The sequence below is a fragment of the Bacillus sp. MUM 116 genome, assembly GCF_001866655.1.
GTDB lineage: Bacteria > Bacillota > Bacilli > Bacillales > Cytobacillaceae > Neobacillus.
The window spans coordinates 1-16,881 of sequence record NZ_MLYR01000117.1; the positions used below are offsets into that span (position 1 = coordinate 1).

Annotated in this window: 15 protein-coding genes and 1 pseudogene; all 16 read right to left on the reverse strand. The window is 29.5% G+C overall.

Annotated features, from left to right (window positions below):
* Nucleotides 1–250: 250 nt before the first annotated feature.
* The gene (locus BIV60_RS29900; protein ID WP_177177388.1) at nt 251–403 is read right to left on the reverse strand and encodes a hypothetical protein; all 153 of its coding nucleotides are present in this window, start codon (nt 401–403) and stop codon (nt 251–253) included.
* A 429-nt stretch (nt 404–832) separates the two neighbouring features.
* Nucleotides 833–1,012 (reverse strand): GtrA family protein, encoded by a 180-nt coding sequence (locus BIV60_RS30605; RefSeq protein WP_256218528.1) that lies wholly within the window; start codon nt 1,010–1,012, stop codon nt 833–835.
* A gap of 200 nt (nt 1,013–1,212) precedes the next feature.
* Nucleotides 1,213–2,682, reverse strand: coding sequence for an ArnT family glycosyltransferase (locus tag BIV60_RS24020; RefSeq protein WP_071358238.1), 1,470 nt, complete (start codon nt 2,680–2,682; stop codon nt 1,213–1,215).
* A gap of 82 nt (nt 2,683–2,764) precedes the next feature.
* Nucleotides 2,765–3,793: a glycosyltransferase family 2 protein gene (locus BIV60_RS24025; RefSeq protein WP_256218529.1), complete on the reverse strand. Its 1,029-nt coding sequence runs from the start codon at nt 3,791–3,793 to the stop codon at nt 2,765–2,767.
* A gap of 113 nt (nt 3,794–3,906) precedes the next feature.
* Complete coding sequence (locus BIV60_RS24030; protein WP_071358239.1) at nt 3,907–5,064, reverse strand: hypothetical protein; 1,158 nt, start codon at nt 5,062–5,064, stop codon at nt 3,907–3,909.
* Between the two features lie 35 nt (nt 5,065–5,099).
* Nucleotides 5,100–6,272, reverse strand: a complete 1,173-nt coding sequence (locus tag BIV60_RS24035) for a polysaccharide deacetylase family protein (RefSeq protein ID WP_141770541.1) — start codon at nt 6,270–6,272, stop codon at nt 5,100–5,102.
* A 106-nt stretch (nt 6,273–6,378) separates the two neighbouring features.
* On the reverse strand, nt 6,379–7,932 hold the full coding sequence (locus BIV60_RS24040) for a lipopolysaccharide biosynthesis protein (protein WP_071358241.1): 1,554 nt from the start codon (nt 7,930–7,932) through the stop codon (nt 6,379–6,381).
* 67 nt (nt 7,933–7,999) lie between these two features.
* A pseudogene (locus tag BIV60_RS30615) lies at nt 8,000–8,667 on the reverse strand (GT-D fold domain-containing glycosyltransferase).
* A gap of 59 nt (nt 8,668–8,726) precedes the next feature.
* A complete protein-coding gene (locus BIV60_RS30620) occupies nt 8,727–8,858 on the reverse strand; it encodes a hypothetical protein (RefSeq protein WP_256218530.1) in 132 nt (43 codons plus the stop codon).
* Entirely contained in the window at nt 8,855–9,823 is a 969-nt protein-coding gene (locus tag BIV60_RS24050) for a glycosyltransferase family 2 protein (protein ID WP_071358242.1), read from the reverse strand. The genes BIV60_RS30620 and BIV60_RS24050 overlap by 4 nt, the downstream gene beginning before the upstream one ends.
* A 22-nt stretch (nt 9,824–9,845) precedes the next feature.
* Nucleotides 9,846–11,015: a glycosyltransferase gene (locus tag BIV60_RS24055; RefSeq protein ID WP_071358243.1), complete on the reverse strand. Its 1,170-nt coding sequence runs from the start codon at nt 11,013–11,015 to the stop codon at nt 9,846–9,848.
* A 70-nt stretch (nt 11,016–11,085) separates the two neighbouring features.
* Nucleotides 11,086–12,282, reverse strand: a complete 1,197-nt coding sequence (locus BIV60_RS24060; protein WP_071358244.1) for a glycosyltransferase — start codon at nt 12,280–12,282, stop codon at nt 11,086–11,088.
* Between the two features lie 21 nt (nt 12,283–12,303).
* The gene (locus BIV60_RS24065; protein ID WP_071358245.1) at nt 12,304–13,500 is read right to left on the reverse strand and encodes a glycosyltransferase; all 1,197 of its coding nucleotides are present in this window, start codon (nt 13,498–13,500) and stop codon (nt 12,304–12,306) included.
* Nucleotides 13,501–13,523: 23 nt separating this feature from the next.
* Nucleotides 13,524–14,573 carry a glycosyltransferase gene (locus BIV60_RS24070; RefSeq protein WP_071358246.1) on the reverse strand — a complete coding sequence of 350 codons (1,050 nt, stop codon included), beginning with the start codon at nt 14,571–14,573 and terminating at the stop codon, nt 13,524–13,526.
* 57 nt (nt 14,574–14,630) lie between these two features.
* Nucleotides 14,631–15,803, reverse strand: coding sequence for a CDP-glycerol glycerophosphotransferase family protein (locus BIV60_RS24075; protein ID WP_071358247.1), 1,173 nt, complete (start codon nt 15,801–15,803; stop codon nt 14,631–14,633).
* Nucleotides 15,800–16,867, reverse strand: coding sequence for a glycosyltransferase family 2 protein (locus BIV60_RS24080; RefSeq protein WP_083402425.1), 1,068 nt, complete (start codon nt 16,865–16,867; stop codon nt 15,800–15,802). Before BIV60_RS24080 ends, BIV60_RS24075 begins: the two co-directional genes overlap by 4 nt.
* Nucleotides 16,868–16,881 lie beyond the last annotated feature (14 nt).

Here is a 16,881-nt window from a genome sequence, read left to right on the forward strand (position 1 = left end):
TTTAATAACTTTTTGTTATACTCTCGGCATATTGAATAAAATTATAAGTTCGGTAACAACCAAAATTGTTAAGGAATAAAAAAGATACAAATATATTTCCCTATAAAGAATTCATTCCCGTGTAAAAGATAAAAAGGTTTAATAAATTAAATATAAATAAACGAATTATATATTTTAGGTAATGAGGATCCCCCCCAATTGTTCATGCTTTTTAAGATAATTAATCGGAAATTTTCCATTTGTTATTTTCTCACTCACTAAAGAAAAATCCCGCAGTTGAAAAGAAAAAAGGAGCAGCAAATCTAGAAAGTACATTAATACCTAACTCAATTTCCCCCTTAACAGGAAAACTGTGAATTAAGATTACGCAAAATTCGTAAAAACTTAAAGAAATTGAAAGCATAATTTCCCTCCAAATATAGACGGCTTTTTTTCTTCAATTTTAAATTGTTCACTTGTTTTAATAGAGAATCCTGAAAGTAAATAATTTTCCCTAATATAATAATTTAAAAAACACGATTCGATCCTAAGAAATATCCATATTCATTGCCAAAAGTCAAAGAGGCTTCTCTCCAAAAAGCCCGAAATAATAACCTTTTTTCAAAGCCCTAATGGATTTCATAATTTTTTCACTTTTAGAGATACATACTGTTAAATACAAAAAATTTTTGTCCTAAGAAATTTGTTATTGTGTAAAGACCCGCTCCTATAAGAATTGATAAGTTTCCAATCATTTTGGGCGTATTTATAAACATTGGCAAAATAAGTTTTGAAACATGAAAACTAAGCCAATAAGACCCATAATAGCACGCAATAACTACCGCAAGAAATTTCAATAAACTTTTAACTCCTTTTTTTTACTTCGAAAGGTAAACTTTTTATTTAATTTGTAACTTACTAACATTCCAATGCCATTTCCTAAAAAAGTTGCTGGCCAATAGCTTAATCCAATTATATTAAAAATAAAATATACACTAGATAGACCTACTAATGTATTAAAGATACCTATCATTAAAAAAGCAATATTTCCCTCTTCATAATTCTTTCAACCCCATCTCTATTAGTACAAGCTAACACTTTGTTAAAAGTTACTTTTGTTGCTGGAGCAAATGAGGCTGTTTCCCCCCCCCCCTATTTCCACTAATAAACAGATAAAATCCTTAGTGGTCTGAATATAGTTTTTTTCAAAAAGGTTGACACAAATAGTATTTTTTAATGTTCAATAATAACTATATTCTTAAAATTCTTAATGACCCTGTAACCAATTTGTTTGGGGATATTATCTAATTTATTTTTTGGGATAAGTAATAAGGAATTTTCATTTTTTATAAAGGAGTGAATCCCTCCGCTTGAAGGGTGTAAATTACCATATAATTTAGCAGCCAGTGTATTATCTTGAGTCCATTCAGGGAAACTGTAAATAATTTTAGAATTGCTTTCAACTTTATCTTCCCCTAAAAAGTATAAAGTACTCTGAATATTGTCTTGTGTTGGGATTGAAATAGATTTTATTATAGCAAGTTCATAATAAGAAAAGCATAGTAAAGTGATTGCTATTATAATTAATTTATAAATTTGACTATAATTTTTTATTATTTGCCCCCCTAATATTCCAATTAGTATTGAAAGGGGAGGAAATATGGGAAGTATATACCAATCAAGCTTAGTAGAAGCACATGAAAAGAGTAATATAGGAATAAATATCCATAACAATATACCAAGTATTGAGTTTCTCCGCTCAGATAACAAATTTCTCATTTGGCTTTTAAAAGAAAAGGTTAACAATAATAATAGAAAAACTAACCAATATCTATACTCAGGTCTTAATAAGCATTCAAGATAGAATAGTTTTCCTTCTTTATGTCCCTCAATAGCAGAAGAACCTCGTTTTAATAGGTCGTATGTAATCATTTTTTGAAAAAAGGTCCATCCATCATATTGGAATCTAATAAAGCCCCAAATAAGGATGGGAACTAGTGCCGCAATGAATAAAAGAAACCAATTTTTTAATTTCAACTTTGTTAATTTCCCAGTTACGACTAAATAAACGAATAAAATTATGGGTATACAACCTGCATGCCAACTTTTTGTTAAAAAGGCCAATGAGAAAGATAAACCAGTTAAATATAACCACTTTAAACTTATATCTGATAAGAGCATACTTATTATTGCAGTAGTAAAAAACATGATAAAAAGAGAATCTGCATCACCTGTTCTTGCTCCATGAATTAGTAAATACTGAATACTAGTTGATAATGCCATCATAGAGATTATTGAAGATAGAGAGTCATGTTTATATCTAGTATACAGACCAATGATTATAATTGTAATTAATGCGAAAATTGCTGAACCTATTCTTAATCCAAATGGAGTAAATCCAACTAATTTATATCCTATTGCAATGGTCCAAAAACTTAAAGGTGGCTTCAAGTTCCAATAATCAGTTTTATAATCATAAGTGTTCCCTATATAATTTCCGCTTTTTACCATTTCGTAAGCACTAACACCATGTCTACCTTCATCAAAGTCATTTATACTTTGCCCTAAGTTGTAAAATAGGTTAACTGAATATATTACGACGATTAAAAAAAAGAATAATACATATACCTTATCAATTAATATAGGAACATTAACAAGGCCATTTCTTTTTTCATTTATTGTCTTATTATTTATTAATTCCATTTAAATCTCCTCGTATATTGGTATTAAAGATCTCCTTTTCCTATTTAGTCCCTAACGAAAAAACTTACTTTAATATCAAGTTTTATCTACTAAGAACTTCATTAAAATTATTTGATATGTTTTCTCCATTTCGTTCATTAGCTATTGTTTCGAAATGATTGACATCTATAATATATTTTGGCCTTTTTTTCACTTCATTGAAGATTTTCCCAATATATTCACCAATCAATCCAATCCCCATGAGTTGAAATCCTCCAATAAACCAAATTGAAAGCATAATTGAAGTCCATCCGGAAATTGTATGGCCAAGTATTTTTTCAATAACTGTATATAAACTTGTAAAAATACTTAATATAAATAGGGAAATTCCTAATATAGTTATTATTCGAATTGGCGCAATGCTAAATGAAGTTATGCCATCGAATGCAAATGCCAGCATCTTTTTTAATGGGTACTTTGATTCTCCTGCAAATCTTTCATTCCTATTATAATAGACCTTTGTTGATTTAAATCCAATCAATGGAATTATCCCACGCAAGAAAAGATTGGTTTCCTTAAAATCAACAAGGTGCGTTAAAACACGCTTACTCAGTAGCCTATAATCAGCATGATTATAAATTATATTTACCCCCATAAATCCCATTATTTTGTAAAAGGTCTGTGCAGTATTTCTTTTAAAAAAGGTATCTGTTTTCCTTTGTCTTCTAACTCCATATACAACTTCATAACCTTCTGCATACTTTTGGATAAATTCTTCAATTGCATTAACATCATCCTGAAGATCGGCATCAATTGAAATTACACAATCAGCATTTTCCCTCGCCGTGTGTAACCCTGCCAATAATGCATTCTGATGACCAACATTTCGGGCAAGTTTTAATCCCTTGACATATTGGTTGTTTTGATTTAATTCCTCAATAATTCCCCATGTCCGATCTTTACTCCCATCATCGACAAATAGGATAGAACTTTTCAAAGAAATAGCGTTTTTGATAATTAAGTTGTCTACAACTTCTGTAAGTCTTTTTGCAGTTTCGTATAATACAGCCTCTTCGTTATAACATGGTACAACAATCGTTAAAATCGGTGAATTTCCGTTTACTATATACAAATTAATACCCCCCTTAAAACCTTTATCCAAAAAGAAAAAAGGAGTAGCATTTGATTTATCTACTCCTTTTTTCACTACACTTTATTTAGCTAATTTCCCTAAATTCCCCTATACTATGAAACCTGCTTTTTTAATTGACCCCATTGTTGTACTTTCAAAAAGTCATTATCGCAAAGAATTCGTAAGGAAAGAATTAAAAGTAATAGGTATTCTGTAGTAAAGTAACGATCGACTTCCTGGCTAGGAAATAGTAAGAAGTAAACAATCATTACCCCTATAGTGAATACAATCAGATGACTGTAAACAGCGTTTATATTTTTAATATTTGTAACCATCAAACCAACCAAGCCCATAGCTATGAAGTAAATAATATGCGTATTTAATACAGCAATCCCATTCGAAATTAATACCCTAAAATAATCACCCATACTTAGTTGCACAGTAACTTCCGCAGGCCGAGCTATAAAATGAAGAAAGCTTATTGTAAATTGTGTTTTCCAGCCATACGAATGTTCTAAAATACTTATTGAAAAATATATAATCGCCGATAAAATTAAAAAACTCAACGTTTGATAAAATTTCAGACGATATTCTTTAGGAGCTAATAATCCAAAATAAAGGAATAAAGCACCAGAAATTATTAAATTATCAGGCCTAATTGCGATAGATAAAGCTAATAGGACTCCTGGTAATATTTTTAACTTTTTATTTAGCACTAAAAACAGTGAAAGCAATATAATAAAAGCCGATAAGGTGTCCGGTGTGTTTCTCCCGGCTATTAAAATAAAGGGCTGACAAACCATTAAAAGCGAAAGTATAATTATTCCCAGATAACCCCTATTTAGTTTACTTATAAATAAAAAGAGAAGGATTGAAATACCTAAAAAAGAAAGAACAGAAATAATATTAATGGCGGTCACAATCCCAAATCCTAATTTATGAATAACATAAATTAAAGATATGTATAATGGCTTAACTTTATAGTAGTTTAACTGCTGATAAAATGATTCACTATCTTTCAGCATTTCTTGCCCAAGTTCTCCTGAAATAAAACCATCATAGACAGCTTTAGGTAAGACACTTTCTACAGTTTTGAAAGTTTCATCATGGATTTTTTCTTTGCTACTTTGTTCTATCGAAATGGTAGCAGCAGTATAGGGAATTAAATCATAGGTATAATAAGGTTTTAAAAAGCTGTATGCTGACAAACATAAAATTAGTATAAAATAGGTTATTTTAATTCCTTTCTTAAACAAAAATTTGTAATTCACTATTCGTTTCCCCCCACATCATGTTAAGCTCTTTCTTAAATAACATTTACATTTAAATCAGAATTGTATATTATTTCTTTCAGTTTCGGCAATTTATCTAATAGTCTAAAATTTGTTAAGTTATTACTATCTAACGTTATTTTTTCCAAATTTATAAAGTACTGTATTCCATCTAAATTAGAAATTTCTTTTTTGCTCAAATCTAATTCTTTTATAGAACATAAATCCGCAATTAAAATCCAATTCGCAGTTGAATTTGAAATTAATACCTTGACATATTTTTCAAAATTCGGATCAATAAATGTTGCTACCCCAGAAATCTCAGATGTTGTATAAAATGCTAAGCCCATTCTTTTTGCTTGATCAATTATTTCTTGTAAGGTTTCCGGAGTTATTCTCCAAGTTCCTGATTTTTTTGATTCTTCTCCCCAACTATAATCTTCCCAATTAATTTCTTTAGGTAAAATTGAATGGCAAGTTAAAATTAAATTTCTTCCAGTCTTTTTAGCTAACTTCATCATTTTTTTTAGATAAAAGAGGTTAACCGAATAATATCCATCCAAACAAATGGAAGGGGCAAAGCCACTATGATTAAATGAAATTAAGTTATCATTATGTAGATGGCCTCTGACAATTTTAAAATACCTCGGAACTAATTCTTTGATATATTGTTCATTAAATAAAGAGTGGGGAAATGCAAAAGTTACTGGTCTTTTAAAACCTTCTAATGTTTTGGAATGCCTTTGGCTTTTCATCCATTTGTTAAGAGATTCAATTTCATTTTCTATCCAGCCATTCATTCCAAATTTGTTTGAATACTCTGTTGCCTTTTTATGAGAAAAACTATGATGGGCAATTTCATGTCCCTTTGATTGTAGTTCTAATAACATATCGATTTCCTTTTGAGTATGCTCCCGTTTTCCCTCAAAATGATGAAATGCATTGATATTAAAGGTGACTTTAACATTGTTATCTTCAAAAATTCCCTTCCCATATTTATACCAGTCATAGATTCTAAAACTATCATCAAATGAAAAGGCAATCCCTGGCCTATCCAAGTATTGCGGCATGCTATTTATTTTTTTGGTTTTTTCTCTTGGAATATGATTCTTCATGTTTCTATATAAGTAACACCAGTATCTCCATGCATAATAATTATTTATTAAAGAATAAAACTTTCTAAAGAACATCCCTATAAATCTAGACATTATGTCCTCACCCCTAATCTGTTACTATTTTCCCATTAAATGATAAAAAAAAAGAGAAGGCAAGGAAAGCCATCTCTTCCATTATTATTTTTAAAATATTTCTTGGTTATACTGCTTTAACTTTTTTTGAAAGTTTTTTTTCTATAAAACCAGAAAATATCTTACTTATAACAGATTTTAAATATTTAAATTCTGCGCTTTTATAGAAAATAGCACTATAAATGAAATTAGGGATTATTAAGCAGATAATTCCCCTTAAAATTAAAGCAAAAAAACTATGTCCTGCTACCAAGGAATTACAAACTACTGTTGTAATGAAGCATACAAGAACTGTTAAAATAGCATAATATCCATATTTAACAAAATATAGGAGTGCCTTTTTCTTGAAAACATGTTTATAAACAAAAAACGGCTGTGTCCATAGTACTGTTGCAATGGTGCTAATCGTAGTCCCCATAAATATACCCGCTAACCCGTAAAACTTTAGCAAAAATAAAGATGATAATAAATTAATTCCTCCCTCAATAAGAGGAGCATATTTATCTTGAACAAATAATCCTGCTTTATTTTTAAATGTTGAAATGGCAGCTCGCATTCCATCTAAATAAAAGTTTATTAAAATAAAAACAAATGCTAAATGATTTAATAGATACTGTTTCCCTAGCCACCAGCTAATAAAAGGTTCTAATAAGTTATATAAAAAGATTGCACAAAATGAATAAATCCAAAAGTTAACCAAGTAAGATACCTTAAATATTGAGTAATTTTTTTCATTGCTTTCGGTTGCAATGAGATTCCCTACACTAGCGCCAATCCCACCTAATATAGGGCCAACCAAAGCAGATAGTTGTTGGGTAATCATTGTATAGTTAGAATATAGACCTACAGTTGCTACACTGATAAAGGAGGAAATTAGGATATTATCAGTACCAAAAACTAAGTATCCTCCTATATTGTGCAAAAACATTGCCTTTACGTTTTTAACTAGGTCTTCCTTTACATCAGAATCAATTTTATATTTTATGTTAGTTTTGATATAAGAGTATCTTTTATTAACAATTCTCCCATTGATAATATTCTGAAGTACATAAACCAAAAGCTCAATTGACAGATATAGGATATAATTTTTTGTAACTAATAGGATTATGATTCGTGCCACTGCTGTTGTAATTTGAAAAAGTAAATTCATCCTAGCCAACACGTATCCTCTTTGATCCGCATTAATCAGTGACCACTTATGAGCATTTAAATAAGAAATCATATTCTTTGCAACAAATAAAAAGTATATAATCGAAAGATTTGCTATCGCACTTCCATTTTTCATTAAATGGCCCATAAAAGGAAATAAAGCAATACTTATTACTAAGATGATTAACGCTAAGATACCATATGCCTTTTTATATAACTGTACAAGCGCTATAATTTTACTTTGATTGTTTTCAGCCAAGGGCTTATAAAGGTTATAAACAATGCTAATGCCAATTCCACCTTCAACAAGAGCCATAATGGACAAAACATTTGTTAATAACCCATTAATACCTAAATAATCTGTTCCAAGACTATCTAAAAAAATCTTTCTTGAGACAAAGCCCAGTAATATAATAATAATTTGGGATAAAATGCTAATAAATATATTTTTAATTGAATGGTTTATACGCATATTCTTATCCTTTTTATGAATTCATTTAAATAATTTTTGAAATAATTTGACTATCGTATGAAAGGTCTTAAATATCATGCACATTGGTGCCATTCGGCACCTCACCAATGTATTTATTTTTCACCGGAGACTTTTCTTCTGCCTTTTGTAAGAACCATTCATATTCTATATCAATATATCCAATATCAATTGCCTGGTAACCACAGTTAGCTAAGTCAAATGATAAGACTGTTGCGGTGGGACCAAAGGCAATAAAACTAATTTTGATTTATCTTGTTTTTTTACCTCATCCAAAATCTCATTATATTTTGTAAAAGCATTAATGGACGGACAAATTATTCTTGTTAACGAACGAGTATTGTTAAATAAATTATTTCCAACACCCAACCTGCTTTTAGCACCTTCAACTATAACAACCTCTCTATTTGCCCACAATTTTTTAAACTTTTTAAAACACTCACCTGTTTTACCTTTATCTATCTGATCAATATATAAGCGTGTTAGCTGTGTATCGTAATATTCTTATTTCATATCTAACATCCTATATTTTTTGCTCCGATTTCCTTTAAGATAGGTGAGCCAATACTTTCTAGACTTTTCTGTACACCAATCTACATTTTTAAATACATTTGGGATACAGACTATATGCTTTTCTTGCTTACTCTTAATTATTTGTCTCAATCGGAATTGCAGCTCAGAATTGTAAGGTTGAAATAAAAGGCTTTCGCCATTCATTAATGCAAATTCCCCATCACCAAATCTGCTTACAGATATCCTTTCACTAACGATACGATTTAATGTTTCATCAGTAGAATGAACATTCTTGGCGGCTTAATAAATTTTTTTATTAAAAAATTATAAATTCCTAAAACACTTCCGCTGATTTTAAGCACTTGGTAATATAATGTTAATAGAATTGCTTTCATACAACTTTTCTCCTATAATTCATTAATAACTTATAAAAGTATGGCTGAATTTTTGTAGCAGCTAATAATACTTTTACTGTTTTAGGATATTCTTTTAGCCTTATGGTTGTTTTAAAATAGTTATTTAAAATTTTTGTTACCTTAAGATATTGCTCTTTATACTGTGGAAATTCCGGATGAGATGAAATTAAGTTTAAAATGGTCATGGCACTGTTTGCCAACTTTAAAGCTACTAGATCCCTTAGTTCCGGATAATGTTTTTCAATAAATTGATACATTTCATCATAGATTAATACTCCATCAATCCTTAATTTTTTTATAGCTCGATCCATTGTGCTTTCGTCCCTTTTTATATAATGATATTTTGGAGCACCAATACAACAAACCCGATTACTTTTATGAATGAGTTTATATGTAAATGCAGTATCTTCATAAATAATTCCCACTGGAAATCTAATTTCATCAAGGAGACTCCGCTTTATTAACTTCGTCCAGACCACCTCATCGTACAATTTCCCCTCCAGCATCGTTCTCATAGCTTGTTCCTTGTTGTGAATGGTTAGTGGATGTGTTCCATTTTTTACTGTTTTATTTTTAAAGTAGATCGTGCTTGTGCAATTGGCAATTTCGCAATTATTTTCAACGCACATGTTATAGAGTAATTCATACATATCCGGTTCAATCCAATCATCACTATCAATAAATCCGATAAAATCACCACTGGCAATATCTATCCCTGCATTTCTTGCGGTCGCCTGACCCCCATTTTCTTTATGGATCACCCTTATTCTTTTATCTTTTCTGGCATATTCATCACAAATCTCCCCACACCGATCTGGTGAGCCATCATTAATAAGGATTAATTCAAAATCCGTCATGGTTTGCGCTAATATGGAATCCACACATTTTTGTATATATGGCTCAACCTTATAAACCGGAACTATAATACTGATTTTTGGATTCATCACGTAAAAATTCCTTTCCTTCTTAAATAGATACCATTTTCAATTCTTCTCCGTCTTGAACAGTAAGGTTCTCAACAAATTTATTTCTCTGAACTGGATTTTCAATCAGGTATTTTAACTTTTTATATAACTCTTCCTCTTCGCACTTAACAATAAACCCATTGTATCCATCAATTAATTGCTCATAAGCACCAATAAAATTTGTTGTAATAATTGGTTTTCCTAAACATTTCGCTTCAGCCAGAGTTAGACAATATCCCTCATGTCTGGAGGTTTGAACATATATATCTGCTTTTGCTATATAAGGATATGGATTAGCAGTAGAACCTAGTAATATAAAATCATTTTGTAAGTTATATTCTTTAATCAAAGATTCATATTCCTTTCTGCTATTTCCCTCGCCAATACAGTACCATCTAACTTCATAGCCCTCTATTTTTAGCTTTGCTAAAGCCTTAATCGCTAAATCCTGCCCTTTTTCCTTGGATAATCTTCCAACAGTTACAATCTTATGACCATTAAATTGATCATCAAATTTTATAGGCCTCTTGGATAATTCCATAATTAATTTAGCAGGTATTATATTCTTAAAAACTTCAGCTTTTTTCGCTGCTGTCGGAATCTGCTCTATCAAACGATTCCTTGCTTCGTTAGATACAACATAAATTTTATTAAATTTTCTATAAAGCCTTTGATATAATCTCGTATTAACCATATGTTTGGAAATATCAAAATGAACCCAAGAAATTTTCTTTTGGGCTCTGACTTTGTTAGCTATATAAAAATCAATAATATCTGTTGGTCCCTGGTAAGCAATAGCTATATCGTATGTATCACTATTTATAGGGATGTCCTTCCCAACACTTTTGTAATAAAGATATCGGTTATTAAAATATTTAGAGATAAAATATGAAAATACAAATTTAATGCTTTTCATAAATTCTTTATCTTTTATATAGCTTTTTATTGTTTGCTTTGGTGGTTGCATAATGATTGGCTTTACTTTTTTATACCAAGTTGCTTCTTCAATCTTTACCCATTTAGGAAGATCGTTTAAAAATCCTCCTTTATTTTCTAAAAGTAAAATCGTTACATCATATTCTTTTTTAGGCATTTCCGATAGCAGGGAGAGTAATGATTTTTCAACACCGCCAATATTCATGCTGCTTAGCATAAAAAGCACCTTCTTCATTATTCATCCCCCCTTCTTTTAAATATGTATGAAAAAATGTCCCAAGTATTTTAATTTAATACTTAGGACATTAATCTCCGGAAGCTAGATTAAGTAATTTATTAATTTCAGTTTGGTTAATATAGTTTGAATTTTGTAGGTTTGTTTGCAGCTGATCTTTTAAATTTTGGTCATCTAATAATTTTTTAACCGCTTGATACAACTCTTCCTCATCAAAATTCACAATAAGGCCTGTATGATGATCAATAATTTGTTCGCCGGCTCCTGTAAAATTGGTGGTTATAATTGGCTTTTGAAAATATTTTGCCTCTGCTAAAGTAATACAATAGCCCTCATGCCGTGAAGGCTGGACATAAAGATCACATTGTTTCAAAAAGGGATAGGGATTCGTTTTTGCTCCCAATAAAATAAAATCTTCATGAATATGATGTTTTTCTATAAGTTCTTGATACTCCATTCTCGCATTTCCCTCGCCAATACAATACCATCTTACGTTGTATCCGTCCCTTTTTAATTTTGCTAATACCGGTATCGTTAAATCTTGGCCTTTCTCTTTTGTAAGCCTGCCAACTGTTAAAATTCTAATACCAGTAAAGTCAGCATTAAATCCAACTCCTTCGTTTGCCATTACTTCCATAGATTTTAGTGAAAGAACATTAAAAAAGGTATCGGCCTTCCCTTTAATGTCTGGTAATAAAGTTGTTAATTTTTCTTTTCCCTGATTAGAAACAACAAAAATCTTATCAAACTTTTTGTAAATGTCAGCAGCAAAACTTTTGTTAAAACCTATTTTTGTAATATCAAAATGGATCCATTGGACTTTCTTCTTTGCTTTAATTTTGTTTATAACAAAATAGCTTATGAAGTCCATTGGACCTGCATAGGCTATTGCCATATCGTATTGGGTTGTATCAACAATGTGTCCCTTTAAAGCATATTTAAAAAATAGGTTTCTTTTATTAGTAATCTTAGAAATAAGATGCAACAATAATAAATTAAACCCCTTTAATAATTTTCCATCTTTGAGATATTTTTGTGCTATTAATTGTGGAGGCTGATTTAATAAATTTTTAATCCTTTTGTATCCGTATAAATATTTAATATTTACATGATTTGGTATAGATTGTAGGAATCCCCCATATTCCTCAAGCAGTAATAGGGTAATATCGTAGTCTCTTTTTGGAATCTCATAAATCATATTAAGTAACGCCTTTTCTGTACCCCCAACATTCATATTAATAAGCATGAACAATATTTTTTTTTTCATATTCTTTTTCCCTTAATTTTTTTAACTAATTAATTCATAAACCTTCTCTATTTCTTTCACTGAACTATAGGGTTGTTTGATAGAAAGTTCTTTCAATACCTTATTGGTAAAGTTTATATCATTTAAATACCTCTTGATACCTAAATACAACATTTCTTCACTTTGTCCGACAACTAAACCATCTATTTCATTATTAATTAATTCATTCACTGTATTAAAATTTGTGCAAACAATTGGCTTTTTTAATATTTTAGCTTCAATTACAGTAAGACCAAACCCTTCCTTTTTAGAGGGTTGAACATATAAATCGCAATTCTTCATGTATGGATATGGATTTTCCTTTTTACCTAATAATATAAATTCTTCCTTAATATTATTTTCATTAATTAATTCTTCTATTTCTTTTCTATCGGGACCTTCCCCAACTACATACCATTTAAATTTATAATTATTATCTTTTAAAAGTTTAGCAGCTTTAATAGCAGTATCATATCCCTTATAATGTCTTATCAATCTACCGACTGTTAAGATATTAACTACTGATTTATCACTAAATACATTTGTCTCCTGTCTTGCCATCTTTTTAATAATATCCGGATTAACAATATCTAAAATCAAATTCATCTTTTTTTCATATTCGGGCCTTAATCTTTTTATAGAATCTTTAATTGCTTTTGAAACAACTACAATTTCATTTATTTTTTTATAATATTGATAATCTAAGTCCTTATCATACAGACTATTAACATAATCGCAATTAATCCACGCAATTTTCTTCTTTGCATTTACTTTATCAGCCACATAATAGGTAGGCATACCTTGACTGTATGCAATAGCAACATCGTATTCCTTCTGTAATGTATTTAACGCAACTTTTTGACTTTTATAAAGGACTTGTTCAGTTGAAATTCTGTGGGATTTTTTATAGTTTAATCTTAAATTTAATGCTGTAGTTACACGACATAACCTGTAAGTTATTTTATTTTTAATTGGGAAAGTTTTTTTATTTTCCTTTTGGCCCAAAAATTGATAATAACCTGGTTCTTCTAAAATATTTATTCCTTGCGGTATATACTTATCGAATTCTCCACCCTTTTTAAACATCAATAAATCAACACTATATTTAGTAAGATCCATTAAGCTTAAGAGAGATACTAAGCTTTTTTCGGATCCCCCAATAGATAGAGAATTAATTACAAATAAAATTTTTCTTTTCATCAATTCCACCTCTTTTCTAATCCTTATAATCCTTTAATGGATCTTATCCAAGCAGCTGTATTATAAAGTTTTAGATAGCTTAAAAGCATAAAAATACGTACAAATAGAATTCCTCTCAATTTATATCCTAATTTGAACATAGTTCTTGTCATTTTATAGTCAAAAGCTATTTTTAAACAACTCTTTTTAAAATAATAAAACCTGGATGCATTCTTTAACTCATCGGCAATTATTTGAATATTATTATTTGTAAGCACATTAATTCTTTCTATATTCCACTGTTGGTAATATAAAAAAATAATCGGGTAAGAGGCCCGATATAAGTCTATTGTTTTAAATTCTTTAGAATAGTCATGCATTGATTTAATAAAGTTTGATGTACGTACCATATAGCCTTCTTGAAATGTTCTTACAGTTGATCCTTTTCTAACTAAAACGTTATATAGCACATCACTTATAGAAACTATTTTTTTTGCGTTACATAAAACTGCATAATTAAAAAGTGCATCCTCACTACCCACATATTTTACATCCTTAAACCTTAACTTATGGTTGAAAATTATTTGTCTTTTATATAGCTTATTACAAGTTGAAGCAGTATGGGGGTAAAAAAACTTATCAGTAATATATTGAATTTTAGAGTATGTTTTAAAATCAAATTCCTTGCTTTCTGGAATTATCGGACTCCCCATGCCTCCTTCTTCTTCAAAAGACCCACGGCCGCAAACTGAAACGTCTGCATCCGTCTTTATTAGGCTTTGATACAAAATCTCATACATAGTTGGTTCTATCCAATCATCAGGATCAATAAATCCAATATACTCTCCTTTAGCAAAATCTAACCCAGCATTTCTGGCCGAAGATTGACCTTCATTTATTTTATGTATTGTTATAACCCTCGAATCCTTTTCCTTATATTCATTTATAATATTTCCACAACCATTAGGACAGCCATCATTAACTAGTATAATTTCCAAGTTAGAATAAGTTTGGTTTAAGATGGAATCAATACATTTCCTTAAATAATTCTCAACCTTATAAATAGGCACAATTATGCTAATTAAAGGCTTCATGTTTTTCACCTCTAATATTTGTTTTTCCTAAAATTTGCTTTAATAAAAACATTTTAGCTAAAGTCTATTAATTGATTCATAATGTCTAGAACAATTATCTTTATCATATAATGGAAAAAAATTATCAATTCTCTTATTATATATTTCCCTATTTGATTTTTTTGAAAAAGATTCAATAATCTTATCTATTAAAAATACTTCATCGCTAATTACAGGGCCAAATCCATCCCTGCTACAATCAAAATACCCTTTTTCAAAATGCCCTGAATAATAACGTTGTTGATCAAATTGGTAATAGATTAATGGTTTTCTCATATAAGCAAAATCAAAAGCAACACTGGAGTAATCGGTAATTAATAATTTGGATTCCTTCAATAAATTCTGAAGGTTAGCCTCATTTCTATTTGCAATAGTTATTTTTGGACAACTAACTTTAAATGCCTTTAAAAACCTTTGCATTTCGGGATGAGGATAAAATATTAAATCAATATTTTTCTCAATTAAAAAATCGTGCAATCTTTCATTATTTAATAATTGGCTATACTTTTTAAAGTATTCAGAGTTAACAAAAGTTTTGTATTCCTTTTCGGCTTGATTCATACTGTTAGTCATCCCAAACCACTGTCTCCAAGTGGGCATTATAAGAATTTGATTCTTCACTTTAAAATTATGTAAGCTATCAAACCTGCAAAAACCTAAATATTTTACATTATCCTTTGGGTACCCAAAATAAGTTTTTACATAATCATATTCAGGCTTAGCCCCACAAATAAATAATTTGTATTTTGTATTCTTATATTGTAAAAATGGTAACATTTCTTTCGTTATTCCATGCTGTAGAAAAACCTTTTTCTTTTGAATTAATCCAAGTCCTTCAAGTTTCCACAATATTGGTGTTTCAGGTACACCAAAGAATTGAAATGCAGAAATATGCTTATTCGCCAAAAAATAATATATATAATGATTTAAGGAATTATGGTGAATCACCGTTCCATATTCCGCAATTTTAGTATACGATCTTGATTCCTTATCAATTACATAAAATACCTTTTTTAAAGGGAAGAATTCCCTGATATATTTATATAAATGGTATCCATTATCCTCAGCCTCATCTCTTCTTTCAGAAATAAGCCATATATCTCTATTTTTTTTATTTATTTTTAAAATCGTGGAAACAAGAAAGGCTATTACTATTTTATTTAGATCTACCAAGTGTTTTAAATAACTCAATAACCTTCCTCCTCAAAAGTTAACTTCATTTCTTTTAAGTTGTTTCTATATAACTTTAACTTAATAAAGTCTTTAATCTGCTGACTTTTAAATAGTAGCAATGTGTAATAATAAACCAAATAACTTTTATTCTTCCTAATTAAAAAGAAAAGTAATTTCCCCTTAAATGATCCCGATGAAAAGTTGGTTTTATACTTTAAGAAATACTTCGAAGTGTATAGACTTTTTACGATATCGTCCTTATCCTCTTTTGTCCAATTAGTGGAATGTTGCAAAACAAGAAAGGTTTCAACTAAACTTTGAACCCTTTTGGCTAAAATATTATCACTTAAATTGGTATAATTTTTATTGAGTATTTCCTCAATTTTGTTAATTACCAAAATTAGATTTTTTAAATAACCTATATTTATCCTTTTTGAAATACTATTCTCATTTAACCGATTATAATTGTATAAATTCTCGTTTAATACACCGCACCGATTACAATGCATAATATACTGCAAAACAAAAAGCAAATCTTCACACATAAAAATTTCAGGATCCAGTCTAATATCTCGATTTAAAATTATACCCCTTTTAAAAACCTTTCCCCAAAGAGTGCCTCCTACTCCTTGAAAAGTATTCAATATAAGTTGTTTTTTTGAAACCATTGATTTGCCATTCCAGAAATGATTAAGATTTATTTTTCCATGTATCGAAAAATCTATATATCCACCTGCTACAAAGTCTAAATTTAAATTCATGGCTGCCATCACTAATTTTTCTACATAATCTTTATGAACGGTATCATCTGAATCAACAAAAAGAATATATTCTCCTTTTGACATATTTATCCCCATATTCCTTGCTTTAGATGGCCCAGCGTTTGTTTGGCAATAATAAATTACTCTTACATCATCTTGAGTGAAATTTTTTATTCTTTCCTCACTTTTATCTGTTGAACCATCATTTACTATAATAATCTCAAGATTTTTATACGTTTGATTAATAATTGAACCTATACATTTATCAATAAAACTTTCTGAATTATACACAGGAACAATTACACTAACTAATGGTAATATAGTAAACCCTCCTT

What these genes read in the sequence shown, in the direction of transcription:
- BIV60_RS29900 (WP_177177388.1), bottom strand. Translation starts at nt 403, where the DNA reads ATGCTTTCAATTTCTTTAAGTTTTTACGAATTTTGCGTAATCTTAATT.
- BIV60_RS30605 (WP_256218528.1), bottom strand. Translation starts at nt 1,012, where the DNA reads ATGATAGGTATCTTTAATACATTAGTAGGTCTATCTAGTGTATATTTT.
- BIV60_RS24020 (WP_071358238.1), bottom strand. Translation starts at nt 2,682, where the DNA reads ATGGAATTAATAAATAATAAGACAATAAATGAAAAAAGAAATGGCCTT.
- BIV60_RS24035 (WP_141770541.1), bottom strand. Translation starts at nt 6,272, where the DNA reads ATGTCTAGATTTATAGGGATGTTCTTTAGAAAGTTTTATTCTTTAATA.
- BIV60_RS24040 (WP_071358241.1), bottom strand. Translation starts at nt 7,932, where the DNA reads ATGCGTATAAACCATTCAATTAAAAATATATTTATTAGCATTTTATCC.
- BIV60_RS30620 (WP_256218530.1), bottom strand. Translation starts at nt 8,858, where the DNA reads ATGAAAGCAATTCTATTAACATTATATTACCAAGTGCTTAAAATCAGC.
- BIV60_RS24050 (WP_071358242.1), bottom strand. Translation starts at nt 9,823, where the DNA reads ATGAATCCAAAAATCAGTATTATAGTTCCGGTTTATAAGGTTGAGCCA.
- BIV60_RS24055 (WP_071358243.1), bottom strand. Translation starts at nt 11,015, where the DNA reads ATGAAGAAGGTGCTTTTTATGCTAAGCAGCATGAATATTGGCGGTGTT.
- BIV60_RS24060 (WP_071358244.1), bottom strand. Translation starts at nt 12,282, where the DNA reads ATGAAAAAAAAAATATTGTTCATGCTTATTAATATGAATGTTGGGGGT.
- BIV60_RS24065 (WP_071358245.1), bottom strand. Translation starts at nt 13,500, where the DNA reads ATGAAAAGAAAAATTTTATTTGTAATTAATTCTCTATCTATTGGGGGA.
- BIV60_RS24070 (WP_071358246.1), bottom strand. Translation starts at nt 14,573, where the DNA reads ATGAAGCCTTTAATTAGCATAATTGTGCCTATTTATAAGGTTGAGAAT.